16 protein-coding genes are annotated in these 14,313 nt (G+C 62.4%); 6 read left to right on the top strand and 10 right to left on the bottom strand.

The features are described from left to right. Nucleotides 1-60: 60 nt before the first annotated feature. On the bottom strand, nucleotides 61-1,566 hold the full coding sequence (locus tag NHAM_RS10445) for a class I adenylate-forming enzyme family protein (protein WP_011510528.1): 1,506 nt from the start codon (nucleotides 1,564-1,566) through the stop codon (nucleotides 61-63). A 4-nt stretch (nucleotides 1,567-1,570) separates the two neighbouring features. Continuing rightward, the gene (locus NHAM_RS10440; RefSeq protein ID WP_081434982.1) at nucleotides 1,571-3,286 is read right to left on the bottom strand and encodes an extracellular solute-binding protein; all 1,716 of its coding nucleotides are present in this window, start codon (nucleotides 3,284-3,286) and stop codon (nucleotides 1,571-1,573) included. Between the two features lie 375 nt (nucleotides 3,287-3,661). On the opposite strand from NHAM_RS10440, the gene NHAM_RS10435 reads away from it, so the two are divergent. Next, nucleotides 3,662-4,414 carry an invasion associated locus B family protein gene (locus tag NHAM_RS10435; RefSeq protein WP_011510526.1) on the top strand — a complete coding sequence of 251 codons (753 nt, stop codon included), beginning with the start codon at nucleotides 3,662-3,664 and terminating at the stop codon, nucleotides 4,412-4,414. A gap of 85 nt (nucleotides 4,415-4,499) precedes the next feature. Here the strand turns inward: NHAM_RS10435 and hspQ are convergent, their stop codons facing one another. Both hspQ and NHAM_RS10425 read right to left on the bottom strand, forming a co-directional pair. Further along, on the bottom strand, nucleotides 4,500-4,832 hold the full coding sequence (gene hspQ / locus NHAM_RS10430; protein ID WP_011510525.1) for a heat shock protein HspQ: 333 nt from the start codon (nucleotides 4,830-4,832) through the stop codon (nucleotides 4,500-4,502). 136 nt (nucleotides 4,833-4,968) lie between these two features. After that, nucleotides 4,969-6,195, bottom strand: coding sequence for a UbiH/UbiF family hydroxylase (locus NHAM_RS10425; protein ID WP_041357963.1), 1,227 nt, complete (start codon nucleotides 6,193-6,195; stop codon nucleotides 4,969-4,971). A 150-nt stretch (nucleotides 6,196-6,345) separates the two neighbouring features. Between NHAM_RS10425 and pcsA the strand changes: the two genes are divergently transcribed. The 4 genes from pcsA (at nucleotide 6,346) to NHAM_RS27560 (ending at nucleotide 9,295) form a co-directional block, all read left to right on the top strand. Continuing rightward, nucleotides 6,346-7,080: a phosphatidylcholine synthase gene (gene pcsA, locus NHAM_RS10420; RefSeq protein ID WP_011510523.1), complete on the top strand. Its 735-nt coding sequence runs from the start codon at nucleotides 6,346-6,348 to the stop codon at nucleotides 7,078-7,080. Continuing rightward, a complete protein-coding gene (locus NHAM_RS10415; protein ID WP_011510522.1) occupies nucleotides 7,077-7,802 on the top strand; it encodes a TerC family protein in 726 nt (241 codons plus the stop codon). The genes pcsA and NHAM_RS10415 overlap by 4 nt, the downstream gene beginning before the upstream one ends. 89 nt (nucleotides 7,803-7,891) lie before the next feature. Beyond that, entirely contained in the window at nucleotides 7,892-8,866 is a 975-nt protein-coding gene (locus NHAM_RS10410; protein WP_011510521.1) for a quinone oxidoreductase family protein, read from the top strand. A 279-nt stretch (nucleotides 8,867-9,145) separates the two neighbouring features. Then, entirely contained in the window at nucleotides 9,146-9,295 is a 150-nt protein-coding gene (locus NHAM_RS27560) for a hypothetical protein (protein WP_086008313.1), read from the top strand. Nucleotides 9,296-9,305: 10 nt separating this feature from the next. Here NHAM_RS27560 and NHAM_RS10405 read toward each other — a convergent pair whose 3' ends face one another. Genes NHAM_RS10405 through pxpB form a run of 3 tightly spaced genes read right to left on the bottom strand, consistent with a single transcriptional unit; the run spans nucleotide 9,306 to nucleotide 11,872 of the window. Further along, a complete protein-coding gene (locus tag NHAM_RS10405) occupies nucleotides 9,306-10,073 on the bottom strand; it encodes a LamB/YcsF family protein (RefSeq protein WP_011510519.1) in 768 nt (255 codons plus the stop codon). A gap of 33 nt (nucleotides 10,074-10,106) precedes the next feature. Continuing rightward, complete coding sequence (locus tag NHAM_RS10400; RefSeq protein WP_011510518.1) at nucleotides 10,107-11,144, bottom strand: biotin-dependent carboxyltransferase family protein; 1,038 nt, start codon at nucleotides 11,142-11,144, stop codon at nucleotides 10,107-10,109. Next, the gene (pxpB, locus tag NHAM_RS10395) at nucleotides 11,141-11,872 is read right to left on the bottom strand and encodes a 5-oxoprolinase subunit PxpB (RefSeq protein ID WP_011510517.1); all 732 of its coding nucleotides are present in this window, start codon (nucleotides 11,870-11,872) and stop codon (nucleotides 11,141-11,143) included. The genes NHAM_RS10400 and pxpB overlap by 4 nt, the downstream gene beginning before the upstream one ends. 122 nt (nucleotides 11,873-11,994) lie before the next feature. On the opposite strand from pxpB, the gene NHAM_RS10390 reads away from it, so the two are divergent. Further along, nucleotides 11,995-12,405, top strand: a complete 411-nt coding sequence (locus tag NHAM_RS10390; RefSeq protein WP_011510516.1) for a (R)-mandelonitrile lyase — start codon at nucleotides 11,995-11,997, stop codon at nucleotides 12,403-12,405. Between the two features lie 119 nt (nucleotides 12,406-12,524). On the opposite strand, the gene NHAM_RS10385 is transcribed toward NHAM_RS10390, so the two are convergent. The 3 genes from NHAM_RS10385 to NHAM_RS10380 form a co-directional block, all read right to left on the bottom strand. Further along, the gene (locus tag NHAM_RS10385) at nucleotides 12,525-12,992 is read right to left on the bottom strand and encodes a hypothetical protein (RefSeq protein ID WP_011510515.1); all 468 of its coding nucleotides are present in this window, start codon (nucleotides 12,990-12,992) and stop codon (nucleotides 12,525-12,527) included. A gap of 384 nt (nucleotides 12,993-13,376) precedes the next feature. After that, nucleotides 13,377-13,508: a hypothetical protein gene (locus NHAM_RS28875; protein WP_283805340.1), complete on the bottom strand. Its 132-nt coding sequence runs from the start codon at nucleotides 13,506-13,508 to the stop codon at nucleotides 13,377-13,379. 310 nt (nucleotides 13,509-13,818) lie between these two features. Beyond that, complete coding sequence (locus NHAM_RS10380) at nucleotides 13,819-14,007, bottom strand: hypothetical protein (protein WP_041357962.1); 189 nt, start codon at nucleotides 14,005-14,007, stop codon at nucleotides 13,819-13,821. Nucleotides 14,008-14,313: the final 306 nt, after the last annotated feature.

Here is a 14,313-nt window from a genome sequence, read left to right as displayed (position 1 = left end):
AAACGCGCAATCCTAGTTGTCCGCCCTTAATGCCGCGTCAATGAATGTCGCCGGATTCGATCAGCCAGTTTCCGACCGATCACGAAAGGCTTCCACCATCAACGGGTTAAGCCCAAGTTCCGTAAGCGCCTCGCGGGCGCGCGCATTGTCGCTGGATCGGCCGGCGAGGCGATGGCCGCTGAGGCGGTTGGGAAGCGCCGTCAGCATCGCGTTCTGCCCGAGCCGCCGTGCCCATTCCTGAAGATCCTGTGCAAAAAACCGGTAGCCGCCGACGGCCATGACGCCGGCCGGCGGGGCCGTGATGGCGATGGCTCCCGTGGCGCGATTGATCCGCGCGGCATACCCGGTATCGACATAGTCCGGCTGCGACAGCATGGCGAAGGCATCGGGAGGCTGCTCCGATGGGGCGTAAGCCGCGACCGGAACCATCGGCCCTCGCAGCCCAAGCGTCCCCTTGGGAGTCAAAACGATCTCGCCCGCCGTCGATAATGCGGGAACCTCAGGCGGCGCCCGATAAGGACCAGGCATCACCGGAGCAGGCGACCCATCGTCGGCACGCCGGGCACCGAAAAGACCAGCTTCGCCGAACAGGTAGACATCCGTCATCCGGATCCCGTTTTCAGGCCAGAGCGTACTCGACGTAACCTGCTCCGGGGCCCTCCAGAGACCGACGACGTGATGCAGGCTCGGCACGGATGACAGAAGGTCGGCTTCGGCCATCCGCAACGCCAGTGGGGCCGGCGCAACCAGCGTGTCGCAACGCTCAGCCTCGATCTGCCGCATCATGATGGTCTCGTCGAAGGGATGATGCATCGCCAGCGTGCCGCCGCTGAGCAGCCACATCACGAACGACGAAGTCAGTCCGGCAAACGACGACGGCGCGATGGCCGAGAGAATTGTTCCTCCTTGTGGCAGTCCGCTCTCAAGGAAAATGGCAAGCCCGGCGGCGATCAGGTTGACATGGGTTCGCGGCACGGCGCGGAAGCCCGAGCCCGAAGCCTCGAACGTCACCAGCGCGGGGCGGCGCGAATCCTGGACCGCGAGCCGCGAGCCGGAGGCCATGGAGGTGCTCGCGGCAATATCCAGCGGAACCATACCTTCCGGCAAGCCGCTGCCGAAGCCGCAGACATGGCGGATGGAGAAGGCTTCGGCGGCCGCGTTCATCGCGAGATCGGCATGATCGACGCCGTCGATGCGGCCCATGGCGACGATCGCGCGCGCGCCGGTACGGTTGATCGCGACGGTCAACTCGGCCTGCCGCCAAAGCTGGGGCAGCAGCGCGACGATCAGGCCGGCGCGATAGGCGGCGAGCACTGTCAGCACCAGCTCGACGGTGTTAGGCAATTGAACCGCGATCACCGAATTGGCGGGCAAGCCCGCTTCGATAAAATGGGCCGCCAAAGCTGATATCGCCCGGTCGGCCTGCGCAAAGGTCAGGCGCCGCGGCGGCTGTCCGGTAACCCGCAACTTGTCGGGTGGATCGATCAGCGCCAATTGATCCGGCTGCCGGGCAAGGATGCGGCCGAATAGTTCATCCAGCGTAGGCGATGTGTTGTTCTGGAGCACGGCGTCACTGGCTCGACTTCGGCGGCCTTTGCCACCATGTTTCGGGGAGGTATCCGGTCAACGCGGTCGCTGCCGGTCGTTCTATCCGATTCCAGCGAGCAATCCATTGCTCTCGAACGTTGTAGACCGGAATTGCGTAGAAGCCGGACATCAGGACCCGGTCGAGCGCGCGAACCGCATCCACGAAAGCCGGACGCTCCCGGGCCTCGAGCAGGGCGGCGATCATGGCATCGATCGCCGGATTCTTCGCGCCCATGTAATTTCGAGTCCCGGTGGTGTCGGCGGCCTCGCTGCCCCAGTAAAATGACTGCTCGTTGCCCGGCGACAGCGATTGATCCCAGCGGTTCTGGATCATGTCGAAATCGAAGCTCAGCCGCCGCTGGTCGAACTGCACGGCATCGACCGAGCGCACGGACACCTCAATGCCGGCCCGCTTGAGATCGCGCGCATAGGTGAGCGCGATTCGTTCCTGATCGCGCGTCGTCACCAGGATTTCGAAGGCGAGGGGCGCCCTGGTTGAGCGGTGACGCAAGACCGTCCCGTCAAGCTCGTAACCGGCTTGCGACAGCAGGGCGAGGGCGGCGCGCAAGGCCTTGCGGTCGCGGCCTGAGCCGTCTGTCACCGGCAGACGGTAGTTGCCGTCGAGAACATCGGGCCGCACGGCCGACGCAAACGGCTTCAACAACGACCGTTCCCGTTCGTCGGCGGGGCGTGCGTAGGCAGACAGTTCCGATCCCGCGAAGAAGCCCCCGGCGCGGCTGTAGAGCCCGAAAAAATAGTTCCGGTTGATCCACTCGAAATCGAACAACAGCGTCAGCGCTTCGCGGACGCGGACGTCGGAGAACATCTGACGTCGGGTATTGAACACCAGAAATTCCGACGGCGCTGGCAGGCCCGTCTTGATGGTTTCGCGAACGAGCTGACCGTTGCGGGCGGCCGGAAAATTGTACCCATCGTGCCAGCGCAGCGGTTCGGTCTCGACGCGAAAATCGTACAGCCCGCGCTTGAAGGCTTCGAACTGACTGTTGGCTTCGCGATAGAAGTCGAACCTGATCTCGTCGAAATTCCACAGGCCACGATTGACCGGCAGGTCACGCCCCCAATAGTCCGCATTGCGCGTCAGCGTGACGCTGGCTCCGGGCTTTACCGCAGTGACGCGATACGGCCCGGAACCCAACGGCGCCGTCATCGAGGTCTGCTCGAAAGTCGCGACGTCGATCGCATGTTTCGGCAAAATCGGCATCAGCCCGAGGATCAGCGGCAGTTCGCGATCTCTGGTTCCGCCGAAATCGAAACGCACTGTGCGTTCATCGATCGCCTTTGCCGTTGCGACCTTCGAATAATACAGGCGATGGTTGGGGCGGCCCTTGTCTCGCAGGAGTTGCCAGGAGAACAGCACGTCTTCGGCACGGACGGGCTGCCCGTCGGAAAAACGCGCCAGCGGGTTGAGGTGGAAGGTGGCATGGGTTCGGGCGTCGTCGGTCTCAACGCTGTTCGCCAGGAGGCCATAGAGCGTGAAGGGTTCGTCGTTGCCTCGGGCCATCAGGCTCTCGACCACGAACCCCCGTATTTGCTGGAGGGCAACGCCTTTGACGATGAAGGGATTGAGGCTATCGAAGCTGCCCGGAACGCTCTGAACCAGCCGGCCACCCTTGGGCGCGTCCGGATTGACATAGGGCATCTGGCTGAAACCGGCCGGCAAGGCTGGTGTGCCGTGCATCGCGATAGCATAGTCAGGACTCGCCGAAATCCCTTCGGACCCCGCAGCGAGCAGCCCGACCGCGAGGCCCAGACACGCTCCTATCCGGCTGCGGTTGCGCGGTATCGATCGCAAACTCGGGGTCCGTTTTGATTCGCCCTTGGACACGTTGGAATTTTACCACAGCCGCCGCGATACGCTCGTGAATGGACGTCAAAAACATCTGTTGCCATTGATCTTTCTTCCCGCCGCTGTATTGAAAGCGGGCAATTGACCATGATAGTGCGGACCGTCACGTAACCGCCTCATTTCACTAAGAGACAGCCGCCAAATGGTGTGGTGCCGGTGCCTGCGTCACGGGGTTCGAATCCTAGTGTTCAGAAAGGGTTTTCCGCAATGAATGTTCGTCTCTTGGCCGCGTCGGCTCTTCCGCGCGGACGGGCCTTTGCCCTGTTTGCCGCGGTGACGCTCGTGGCTGCTCCATTTATGTCGGACGCTCTCGCCCAACACCCGCCCGCCGCGGCGTCCAAGGGCAAGAAAGCCGCGAGCCCGAATGCTGCACAGGCGCCCGCGGCCCCGGCGGCAGCGCCGGCCGACCAGCAGGTGCAACTGATCTATGCGCCCTGGACCAAGTTTTGCCTGAAGGGGCAGGATGCGAAGGCCAAGCAGGTCTGCTTCACCGGCAAGGACGGACGGATCGAATCCGGCCAGCCTGTGATCGCAGCGGTCATCATCGAGCCGGAAGGCGAGCCGAAGAAGATCCTCCGCGTGACACTGCCGCTCGGCATGCAGCTTGTCCACGGAACGCGCATCATCATCGACAACAATCCGCCGCAGCAGAGCCCTTACGTGATCTGCTTCGCCAACGGCTGCATGTCGGATTACGAACTGACGGCGGAGATGCTTGCGAACCTCAAGAAAGGTCAGAACCTGATCGTTCAGGCGATCAATTCCAACGGCGCGCCACTGACGCTGCCGCTTCCGCTGGCTGAATTCGCCAAGGCTTATGACGGCCCGCCGACCGATCCGAAGGTGTTCGAGGAGACTCAGAAGAAGCTGCAGGAAGAGCTGCAAAAGCGGGCCGCCGAAGCGCGCGCGAAGCTCGAAGCCACCCAGCAGAATGCGGGCACACCGGCCGCCAAGCAGTAGCTAGCTCTTTTCGGGAAGGAAAACGAAGAAGGCGCTCCTTGCGAAGCGCCTTTTTTGTTGACGATTAACGGTCGAAAAGCCCGCCTCAGTTCAGCGACGGATTGCGGGGGCGATAGCCGCCGGATTTGTCCTTGACGAAAATCTCCGTCACCTGCGAATGCCGGATCGGCTCGCTGGTGTCATCGGGCAGAAGGTTCTGCTCGGACACATAAGCCACGTATTCGGAATCCGCGCTCTCGGCGAGCAGATGGTAAAATGGCTGGTCTTTGTGCGGCCGGACATTCTCCGGGATCGAGAGCCACCATTCTTCCGTGTTGTTGAAGACCGGATCGATATCGAAAATCACGCCCCGAAACGGAAAAATCCGGTGGCGAACGATCTGGCCGATCTGAAATCTGGCGATACGCGCTTTTGCCATGGCTGGTCGAATAGACCAGGATTGCGGCCGAAGCTAGAGGCAAAACTGATGAATCGGGTCCCTGGGACCGGACGGCGGTGCCTCACCGGGCTCGTGAAACCCGAGAACCACCTTCGCGGACGATCGACGTGGCCGTTCAAGACCGGCTGGATCGGGTTTCGCTGTATGGACGTTGCCGCCACGACGGCGCGAGACCCTCGCGCATGGCAAGGCGCCGGAGCGGGCCGATCCTGCCGATCAGGTGCAGACCGAGCGCGCGTGCGGTCTGGGTCGGCAGGAAATCGCTCAGCAGCGACCGGTTGGCTATGTCGATTGCAAACGTCCGGCTCAGCACGTCGCTGCGCCGCGCCGCTTCGAATCGCGCGAGGGCCCGGGGTGAGCCGGGGTCCTCGCCGGACGACAGGGCGCCGCGGACAACGTCTGCGATGTCGGCAGCATCACGCAGACCCATATTCAGCCCCTGCGCGCCGATCGGCGGCAGAACATGGGCGGCTTCGCCGACCAGCACAATGCGGTTGTTTGCGAAGCGCGCGGGTCGTTCGATCCCGAGTGGAAACAGATTCCGTCCCGGCCCGACTTGAAGCCGTCCCAGGATCGAACGCGATTGCCGCTCGGCGGCTTCGGCCAGGTTATCGTCGCTGAGCGCCTTGAGCCGCGCCGCCTCCTTCGGCGAGGTAACCCACACGACACTGGAGCGGTCTCCCGGCAACGGCACGAAAACGCAGGGACCGTGTGGCGTGTGAAATTCGGTCGAGATATTCTTGTGCGGCCGGGCGTGAGCGACGTTGAACGTCAATGCAGCCTGATCCAGCGCGCGGCGGGTGACGCCGATGCCGGCGGCTTTGCGGCAAAGCGACTGCCGCCCATCGGCGCCGACGGCGAGGCGGGCGGTCAACGTCTCGCCCTGCCGCGTCGTGATGGTGACCGCGGCATCGTCGGGCATCACGTACTCCGCCTCGCCGTCGATCCGCGTGAGGCTCCCGGCTTCCGCGGCCCGCGCTTCCATGGCGACCATCAGCGCGCGGTTTTCGATGTTGTAGCCGAACGCATCGAGTCCGATCTCGTCGGACGAGAACCGCACCTCCGGCGCGCGGATAAGGCGTCCGGTATCGTCGACGAGCCGCATGACGCGGAGAGCCGCAGCATCGGCCTCGCAGCGGCCCCATACGTCAAGCTGCCGTAGCAGTTCGACGGAGCCGCCGAGCAACGCCGTCGTCCGGTTATCGCCGTAGGCGACGCGCCGGGCGATCAGCGCCGTGTGTGCGCCTGCATCGGACAGCGCGATCGCCGCCGCCAGTCCGGCAGGGCCGCCGCCGACCACCGCAACGTCGTAAATGGCATCCGGCTTCGCGCTCTCGTTCATATGCAGACAATCAACATTCGCGGCGGCATTTTCAAGCCCGCAGGCGAACATTGTTCGGGCGTCGGCCGTTCGTTCCCGGTCGTTCGCGCGGCGGAACGCCGCAAGGAGCGTTATGCAAACCGGCGCGATTCCTGATAGCAAGATGGGTAAATGAGCCAGTCAAGCCGGCAGGACCCGTTACCCGGACCCCGAACCTCGCGCGCCGCCGCGTTCTTCGTCCATGTTTTTACGGCGGCGGGGGCCGGCATTGCGCTGCTCGCACTGCTTGAAGCGGTGCGAGAGCATTGGGCGGCCATGTTCGTCTGGCTAGGTATCGCGCTCGTGATCGATGGTCTGGACGGGCCGATCGCACGGCGGCTGAACGTCGAAGCGGCGCAGCCGAACTGGTCGGGCGAGGTGCTGGACCTCGTGGTCGACTTCGTGACCTACGTCTTCGTTCCGGCCTATGCCATTACCGCGAGCGGCCTGTTGCTGCCGGTCGCCGCGCCGTTGCTGGGTGTGGGCATCGTGATCAGCGGTGCGCTCTATTTTGCCGACCGTCGAATGAAGACAGCGGACAATCACTTTCGCGGCTTTCCGGCGCTCTGGAACGCGGCTGCGTTCTACCTGTTCCTGCTGCGTCCGTCGCCGGCAGAATCGACCCTCGGTATCGCCGCGCTTATTGCGCTGACCTTCGTGCCCATCAACGTGCTGCATCCGGTACGGGTGAAGCGGTTGCGTCGTCTCAATCTGTCGCTCATCGCCGTGTGGGCTGTGCTGGCGATCGTGACCGTCGCGAAGGATTTCAATGTGGCGATGCCGGTCACCGCCGTGCTCTGCGCCATCGCGCTCTATGTCATCTGCGGCGATGCCGTAATCCGCGTCCTGAGGCGAGAGAACCGATGATCGAACTGCTGACCAGTCCGGAAGCCTGGGCTGCGCTGTTGACGCTGACGGTGCTCGAGATCGTTCTGGGAATCGACAACGTTATCTTTCTGTCCGTGATCGTGTCGCGGATTCCGCCGCCGCAGGCGAAGCGGGCACGTCAGATCGGCCTGGCGCTGGCGCTGATCTTCCGCATTCTTTTGCTGAGCATTCTGGTCTGGCTGATCGGCCTGACCGCGCCGGTTTTCACCGTGCAGGGTTTTGAATTCTCCTGGCGCGATATCATCCTGATCGGCGGCGGCCTGTTCCTGATCGCCAAGGCAACGCACGAGATTCACGGCGAGATGGAAGCGCGCGAGTCCGAGGAGAGCGACGTATCGAGATCGAGTACATTCTTCTGGATCATCGTCCAGATCATCATCATCGACATGGTATTCTCGCTGGACTCTATCGTTACCGCGATCGGCATGGCCAAGGATCTCGAGATCATGATCGCCGCCGTCGTCATCGCATGTTTCATCATGTATGTGTCGTCGGGGCCGGTGGCACGGTTCGTCGCCGAGCATCCAACCACGAAGATGCTGGCGCTGACGTTTCTGGTTCTGATCGGGGTCGCGCTCGTCGCCGACGGATTCCATTTCCACATTCCGCGCGCCTATATCTACTTTGCGATGGCGTTCTCGGCAGCAGTGGAACTGTTCAACGTGCTCGCCAGGCGCAACCGCAACAGGGCGGCCCGCTGAGTTTTGTGGAGACACTTCCGCGGTCGAGTTGACAACATAAGCTCAATGCCTTTCGCTCTCCGAAGCGCAGTTGGTAGGGAGAGGACACGATGACCAAGGCAGTGCGCGTTCACCAGGTGGGCGGTCCCGAGGCGCTCGTCTATGAGGCCGTGGACGTGCCCGCGCCGGGGCAGGGCGAGGTTCGCATCAAGCAACATGCCGTCGGCCTGAATTTCATCGACGTCTATTATCGCACCGGCCTCTACAAGGCGCCGACCATGCCGTTTGTCGTCGGCAACGAAGCCGCCGGCGAAGTCGCTGCCGTTGGGCCGGGGGTCACCGATTTCCATCCCGGCGACCGCGTCGCTTACTATGTCAATCTCGGCGCTTACGCGACCGAGCGCAACGCTCCGGCCGACAAGCTGGTCAAGTTGCCGGACCACATCACCTACGAGCAGGGCGCGGTGCTGATGCTGAAGGGGTTGACGGTCTGGTATCTCCTGCACAAGACTTTCAAGGTCGAGCAGGGGCATCGCGTGCTGATCCATGCCGCGGCCGGTGGAATCGGGCTTCTCGCCTGTCAGTGGGCGAAGGCGCTTGGCGCGAACGTCATCGGCACCGTCGGATCGAAGGCCAAGGCGGATCTCGCGCTGGCCAATGGCTGCGATCACGTCATCCTTTACAAGGACGAGGATTTCGTCGCGCGCGTCAAGCAGATCAGCCGCAACGAGTTGTGCGACGTGGTCTATGACGGCGTCGGCAAGACCACGTTTCCGGGCTCGTTGTCCTGCCTGCGGCCGCGCGGTCTGTTCGTCAGCTTCGGCAACGCTTCCGGTCCGGTGCCGCCGTTCGCGCTGACTGAACTTAACAATCACGGTTCTCTGTTCGCGACCCGGCCGAAGCTGAACGACTATGTGGCGACGCGCACGGAGTTGCTTGAAGGCGCCGATACGCTGTTTGCTGCCGTCATCAATGGAAAGCTGCACGTTCCGATCAACCATGCCTACGCCCTGAAGGATGCGGCGAAGGCGCAGACCGACCTGGAAGGCCGCCTGACGACGGGAGCCGCGATCCTCAAGCCGTAGAGCTTGGAGCATGATCCCGAAAAGTGAAAACCGGTTTCCGGATAAGATCATGCTCAATCAAAAGACAAAGGCTGAAGTCCGATGCAACGCAGTTGGATTAGACTCCAGCCGGAGCCGGCCGAAATGCCCGCGAACAGAATTTTTCACGGACATACTCGCGGAGAATTTCCGTCCGAATATCAGAGGTTTTGAAGAATCCTATCGTTTATTTCCCTTACCGATCTTGCTGCCGGCGGGAGGCATCGTTCATTATAGCGCGTGTTGAGCCGGAGGCCGAAGATGTACCAACGATCCGACGAAACCCGACTGAACGTTAGCACCCGCCTGACAGAGCGCACGGTGTTGCGTGTCCAGACGTTTGCGCTATATGGCTCGCTCGCCCTGATCGCCGCCGTTGTATTCGGTTCGCTGTCGATCCATCCGTTCTGATCGGAACGGATTATTTCGCCGTCTTGAACGGTGCAACCGCGATACCGTTGTCCTTGAGCGCCTTGCGCAACGCACGCGCGATTTCGACCGCACCGGGCGTGTCACCGTGGATGCAGACGGTATCCATCCGCATCTTGATCGTTTTGCCGGTGATCGAGACGACCTCTCCGGACTGAATCATTTTCACCACGCGCTGGGCAATGGCGTCCGCGTCGTGCAGGACGGCTCCCGGCTTGCGCCGCGATACCAGCGATCCGTCATCTTCGTAGGCACGGTCGGCAAACACTTCATGCACCATCGACAGGCCGAGGGCTTCACCCGCGGCAACGAGGCGCGAGTTCGCGAGCACCACGAAGACCAGATCGGGATCGACCGCCTTGATTGCCGAGGCGATCGCTCGCGCGGTCATGTCGTCGTCGCAGGCGATGTTGGAAAGCGCGCCGTGCGCCTTCACATGCGTGACCTTGTGCCCGGCCATGGTAGCAATCGCCTGCAATGCGCCGATCTGGTAGGCGACGAGGTTTTCAAGCTCCGACGATGAAAGGCCCACGACCGGACGCCGGCCGAAACCGTGCAGGTCGCGATAGCCGGGATGCGCGCCGATGCTGACGCCGCGCGCCTTGGCGAGATCGACCGTCTTCTTCATGGTATCGGCATCGCCGGCGTGGAAGCCGCAGGCGATGTTGACGGAGGTCGCGAGATCGATCATCGCGGCATCGTTGCCCATCGACCAGACGCCAAAGCTTTCGCCGAGATCGCAGTTGAGGTCGATCGTCATGTGGCTTTTTGCTCCAATGCGGAGAGCGAATTGCTATGGCTCCGGAGGTGTCCAAGTTTGCCACGTTCCGCTGTCGAATGCATTCACCGCAGAGCCGGCGATATTGGCGTTCTGCAGCGCGTCGCTGATGTCGACATTGCGCACCTCGCGGGCGCGATCGGGGAGGGTTTGCAACAGGTCCGCCATCGCGCGCGCCGCGGCCTGGGCATCAGTCATGGTGACCGCCTGGAAGCGGAAGGTGTGGCCGGCGGGGATTTGTGCGAAGCGACCGAGGTCGGCGGTGATCACGGTCGCGATTTTCGGATAGCCGCCGCTGGTGCCGCGATCCGGCATCAGCACGATCGGCTGTCCGTTGCCGGGAACCTGAATGCTGCCGTTCACGGTGCCGTCGGAGACGATGTTGTGGTCATGCAGATGCTTGATAACGGGTCCTTCAAGGCGATAGCCCATGCGGTCGCTTGTCGCCGATATCTTCCACTCGCTGCGGAGGAACAGATCCGTCGCCTCGCCGAATTCGTCGTCCTGCGGACCCATCACGACGCGGATCGGACCATCGGATACGGCGGGCAGGTCGATCCGCCGCTCGATCGTAGCCTTTGCAGCATCGACATCAAGGACGTCGCCGGCCTGCAATGGCCGCGGAAACGGACTGCCAAGGCCGGCACGCGCGTTGACGGCGAGGCTGCCGAACGTCGGCTCGCCTCTCACGCCACCCTCAATGGCGAGATAGCTGAAGGTCCCGTCGCGTGCGAAGCCGAGCGTCAGGCTTTCGCCGTCACCGAGCGTGCGGGATTCGTTGAACGACACCGGGTGCCCCGCGACTTCAGCGTTCCGCACGGCGCCCGCGAGCGCGACGCGCACCTTGCCCTCGCGGGCGACGAAAGCCGCGCCGAACGGCCCGACTTCGATCGCAGCGGCAAAGGGCGGATTGCCGACCAGGCAATTGGCGGCAGCCAGCGCGAGACGATCCACCGCGCCGCTCGGCGTCAGGCCATAGCGCTGCACGCCGTAGCGCCCGCCGTCCTGAACCGACGTCGCGGGCCCGGCAGCAGCGGCGACAAGCTTGCTCATGAGACTACTAGTTCCGCGACGAACTCGCCGCGCGCGGCGGCGCGATCCTGTTCGGTGAACTGCTTGCCGTCGACCGCATAAAAAGTGACGGCGTCTCCCGGTTCGAGCAGGAAAACGGGATCGCGGTGAAGCCGGTAGGTGCGCATGGCGGTTCGGCCGAGCAGGTGCCAGCCGCTGGGTCCGGCGAGACACTGGATACCGGCCTGGAGACCGCCGATCGAGATTGCGCCAGCGGGCGTAAGCAGGCGCGGGCTCGCGCGTCGCGGCATTTGAAGTGAATCGTCGAGGCCGCTGAGATAGGACCAGCCCGGCGTAAATCCGATCATGGCGACGCGATAGTCGCCGGCGACATGACGCGCGACGATATCGTCCGGCGTCGTGTTCAACGTCCTGGCGATAGTCTCGAGATCGATGCCATGCTCGCCGCCATAGGCGACGGGGATGCGCCAGCGCCGGGTCCTCGTTGTCGGCGGCGCCCGTAATCGGGCGAGTGTCGTCAAGCGTTCGCCGAGTTCATCGAAACCAATCCGAACCGGGTCGTAGTGAACGAGCAGCGATCGGTAGGTCGGCACAGTTTCGGTGATGCCGTCAATCGGCGCATCGGCAAGTGCGCGGTCGAGCGCAAGCACGCGACGATTGGCCTGCTCGTCAATGACGCGGCCGAATTCCACCGTGATGGCGGCATCACCGCTTGGCAGAAGGCGAGGCGAGGGCAAAGGTGCGGTCATGACCGATCAACAAGTTCGTCAGCGAGGAATTCCAGCCGTCAACATTGCCTTGGCGGCAGATGGGTTTGCAGCAATAATACGTGCAAATGAATTATTGATGGCGAGCGCCACAGGAGATCACCATGGATATCCATCAAGCAGGTTCGCGACCGACAAAAACCGCACCTCAGGATTATTTTACCGGCACGGTCTTGCTGGAGCCGATCATCGCCGCCGTGAACGCGCCGTCGCGCGTCCTCGCCGCGAGCGTCGCGTTCGAGCCTGGCGCACGGACCGCATGGCACACCCATCCGCTCGGCCAGACGCTATACGTCGTGTCCGGCGTTGGGCTGGTCCAAGCCGAGGGGGGGCCTATCCGCGAGATACGCCCCGGTGACACGGTATGGTTTCCCCCGGGAGAAAAGCACTGGCACGGCGCGGCGCCGACCACCGCCATGACCCACATCGCGGTGCACGAATCCCTCGACGGAAGCGCCGTCACCTGGATGGAACAGGTCACCGACGAGCAATATGGCGGTCAAGTCGGCGGTTGACCACATCAAACGTCGGGACGACGCGCCCAGGTTCATCCGTGACGGGTGCCCCTCTTGGCGGTGAGAGCAACTCTCTCGAAAGAGCGTTATCCTATCAGTTCGGTGTGGTCGGGTGCGGGCTACTCGTCCTCGCGCGGGCCGATTTCCCCACCGGCCATCTCGCTTCGCAGCGTTTCAAACCGCTGGCAGGCGTCACGCTCGCGGTCATCGACAAACTGGATCGCGGCTTCTTTTGTCATTGGACCGCTGACAAGCGGGAGCGAACTGTCTCCGATCGTTTCATCAACGAAATAATCGCCGTTGTCACCGCGCCGCGTGGTCCACTTGAACCGAACGGCGGCGAGCGGGCCGGGACCGTACTTCGTGTAGCTGTCGGTTTCGGCGCAATCGGAAGGAGAATCGGAAGCGGGATTGGGCGCGACCGGAGTCGTCGTCGGTATTTCCTCGGCCAGGCAAACTCCGGGCTGGTCTGTCGCCTCCGCCTCGGGGGCTTGGCCGGCGTCGTCCCGTTCCTCGGACGTTTCCGGCTTGTCGACAAGGCCCGCAATCGTCGCGAGGGCATCGTCGGTCGGATCGCCTTCACTCACCCGCTATCCCCCTGTTGAGAATGGGGGCGGCGCGGCCACACGACCGCAAGTTGTTGACGCGTCCGTCCCCATCTGCATCGGAACACATGTATCCAGGCGCAGATGGCGGTTTTTTGTCTTTCCGGGGGCGCTGTTCGGCAGGACCGTGACGTTCGTAGGCTGCGGGCTGATCAGTTCGCACACTGCCAGGCGTTGCCAGGCGACGGGAATGAATGTCCTCCGTCTACCGTTTCTGAAAACCCAGACTTATCCGTCTGTTAAAGCCGATTTCATTCGCATCGGCTTAACAGGAAGGGACGCTTTTCATCCTCAAAAAGCATCGCGTTTCGCGTAGTCAAAAAAACGCGAATGCTGCTCGGCCGCAACCGACGATTGCGCAGCCGTTCAATCGCCTTTCGCGATCTCTTTCGGTGCCTCTTCCTCTTTGCGCGTCGGCGGATGAGATCGCACGTAACGATAGCTTGCATAAAAGAGCAGGCCGCAGCCGACGATTGCGCCAAACATGACCAGGGGCATGGTGTTGTCGTGCCTCTAACAGCGGAACGGAACGATCGTGTCTACCGTAAAAGCTACCGTGCCGTCCCTAATGGTACAACTCTAGATCGCGACGGAAAGAGCAATATCGGGGCTCGCAGCCTCGGCCGGAAGATGGAGGAAGCAAATAAACTTGAGACCGGCGAGGTACGCCCGACGAGCGCCGCTGCGCGTAGCGGAGACGTGACACATACCGGCGGAAGGGGTGGAAGTGAGGGGCGGGCAGGAGAGCGGAAGGGCTGTCGCTTTGCGGTACGCCCCGAATGGGAGGAACCGCTGGGTGGAGTAATAGTTAGCGCGGCTCGGTGGTGAGTTTTGTGATAAGGGTGCCAAGGCGCTCATCTAACTTTTGCAAAGTCTCCTCAGCCAGCTTTTCGTCCTTATCTTTGAGAACGGCATCCATTGCGACGTGAAGCCCCTGCATAATGTTCTTTAATGCCTCGATAGTTGCTTCGTTCGCACGCAGTCCCTCAGTCATCATCTCGCCTTTCTGAGTTCTTAATCTCTACTAGAGCCTTTTCGCTTCTGATGGAATCAGAAGCTGGGCTCTATGATTTTGATTTGACACGTTTGCTTCACGCGAACCGGTATCCACTTCGCTCGAAAACGCTCTACCTGCCCTGATTGCCCTCAACGTCCCGACAACTCTAAGGCAGGGATCGGAAGGCGCAATCTATTTCTGTCTCGACATAAGACCGATCTCAACCAGCCTACGAATCGCCTCCGGCCACCTTGGCAGATTCTCCTGGCGGCGACGCCAGTCGTCCAGGGCCTTGGCCATGTCTGG

The sequence above is a fragment of the Nitrobacter hamburgensis X14 genome (genome assembly GCF_000013885.1).
In the GTDB taxonomy this organism is placed as follows: Bacteria; Pseudomonadota; Alphaproteobacteria; order Rhizobiales; family Xanthobacteraceae; genus Nitrobacter; species Nitrobacter hamburgensis.
This window is presented reverse-complemented; position numbering and strand designations above follow the sequence as displayed.

Excerpts from the sequence above, each read along its gene's own strand:
- NHAM_RS10425 (WP_041357963.1), bottom strand. The coding sequence starts at position 6,195 with ATGAACGAGAGCGCGAAGCCGGATGCCATTTACGACGTTGCGGTGGTC.
- pcsA (WP_011510523.1), top strand. The coding sequence starts at position 6,346 with ATGAGCCAGTCAAGCCGGCAGGACCCGTTACCCGGACCCCGAACCTCG.
- NHAM_RS10440 (WP_081434982.1), bottom strand. The coding sequence starts at position 3,286 with ATGCACGGCACACCAGCCTTGCCGGCCGGTTTCAGCCAGATGCCCTAT.
- NHAM_RS27560 (WP_086008313.1), top strand. The coding sequence starts at position 9,146 with ATGTACCAACGATCCGACGAAACCCGACTGAACGTTAGCACCCGCCTG.
- pxpB (WP_011510517.1), bottom strand. The coding sequence starts at position 11,872 with ATGACCGCACCTTTGCCCTCGCCTCGCCTTCTGCCAAGCGGTGATGCC.
- NHAM_RS10435 (WP_011510526.1), top strand. The coding sequence starts at position 3,662 with ATGAATGTTCGTCTCTTGGCCGCGTCGGCTCTTCCGCGCGGACGGGCC.
- NHAM_RS10415 (WP_011510522.1), top strand. The coding sequence starts at position 7,077 with ATGATCGAACTGCTGACCAGTCCGGAAGCCTGGGCTGCGCTGTTGACG.
- NHAM_RS28875 (WP_283805340.1), bottom strand. The coding sequence starts at position 13,508 with ATGCCCCTGGTCATGTTTGGCGCAATCGTCGGCTGCGGCCTGCTCTTT.
- hspQ (WP_011510525.1), bottom strand. The coding sequence starts at position 4,832 with ATGGCAAAAGCGCGTATCGCCAGATTTCAGATCGGCCAGATCGTTCGC.
- NHAM_RS10390 (WP_011510516.1), top strand. The coding sequence starts at position 11,995 with ATGGATATCCATCAAGCAGGTTCGCGACCGACAAAAACCGCACCTCAG.
- NHAM_RS10380 (WP_041357962.1), bottom strand. The coding sequence starts at position 14,007 with ATGATGACTGAGGGACTGCGTGCGAACGAAGCAACTATCGAGGCATTA.
- NHAM_RS10400 (WP_011510518.1), bottom strand. The coding sequence starts at position 11,144 with ATGAGCAAGCTTGTCGCCGCTGCTGCCGGGCCCGCGACGTCGGTTCAG.
- NHAM_RS10405 (WP_011510519.1), bottom strand. The coding sequence starts at position 10,073 with ATGACGATCGACCTCAACTGCGATCTCGGCGAAAGCTTTGGCGTCTGG.
- NHAM_RS10410 (WP_011510521.1), top strand. The coding sequence starts at position 7,892 with ATGACCAAGGCAGTGCGCGTTCACCAGGTGGGCGGTCCCGAGGCGCTC.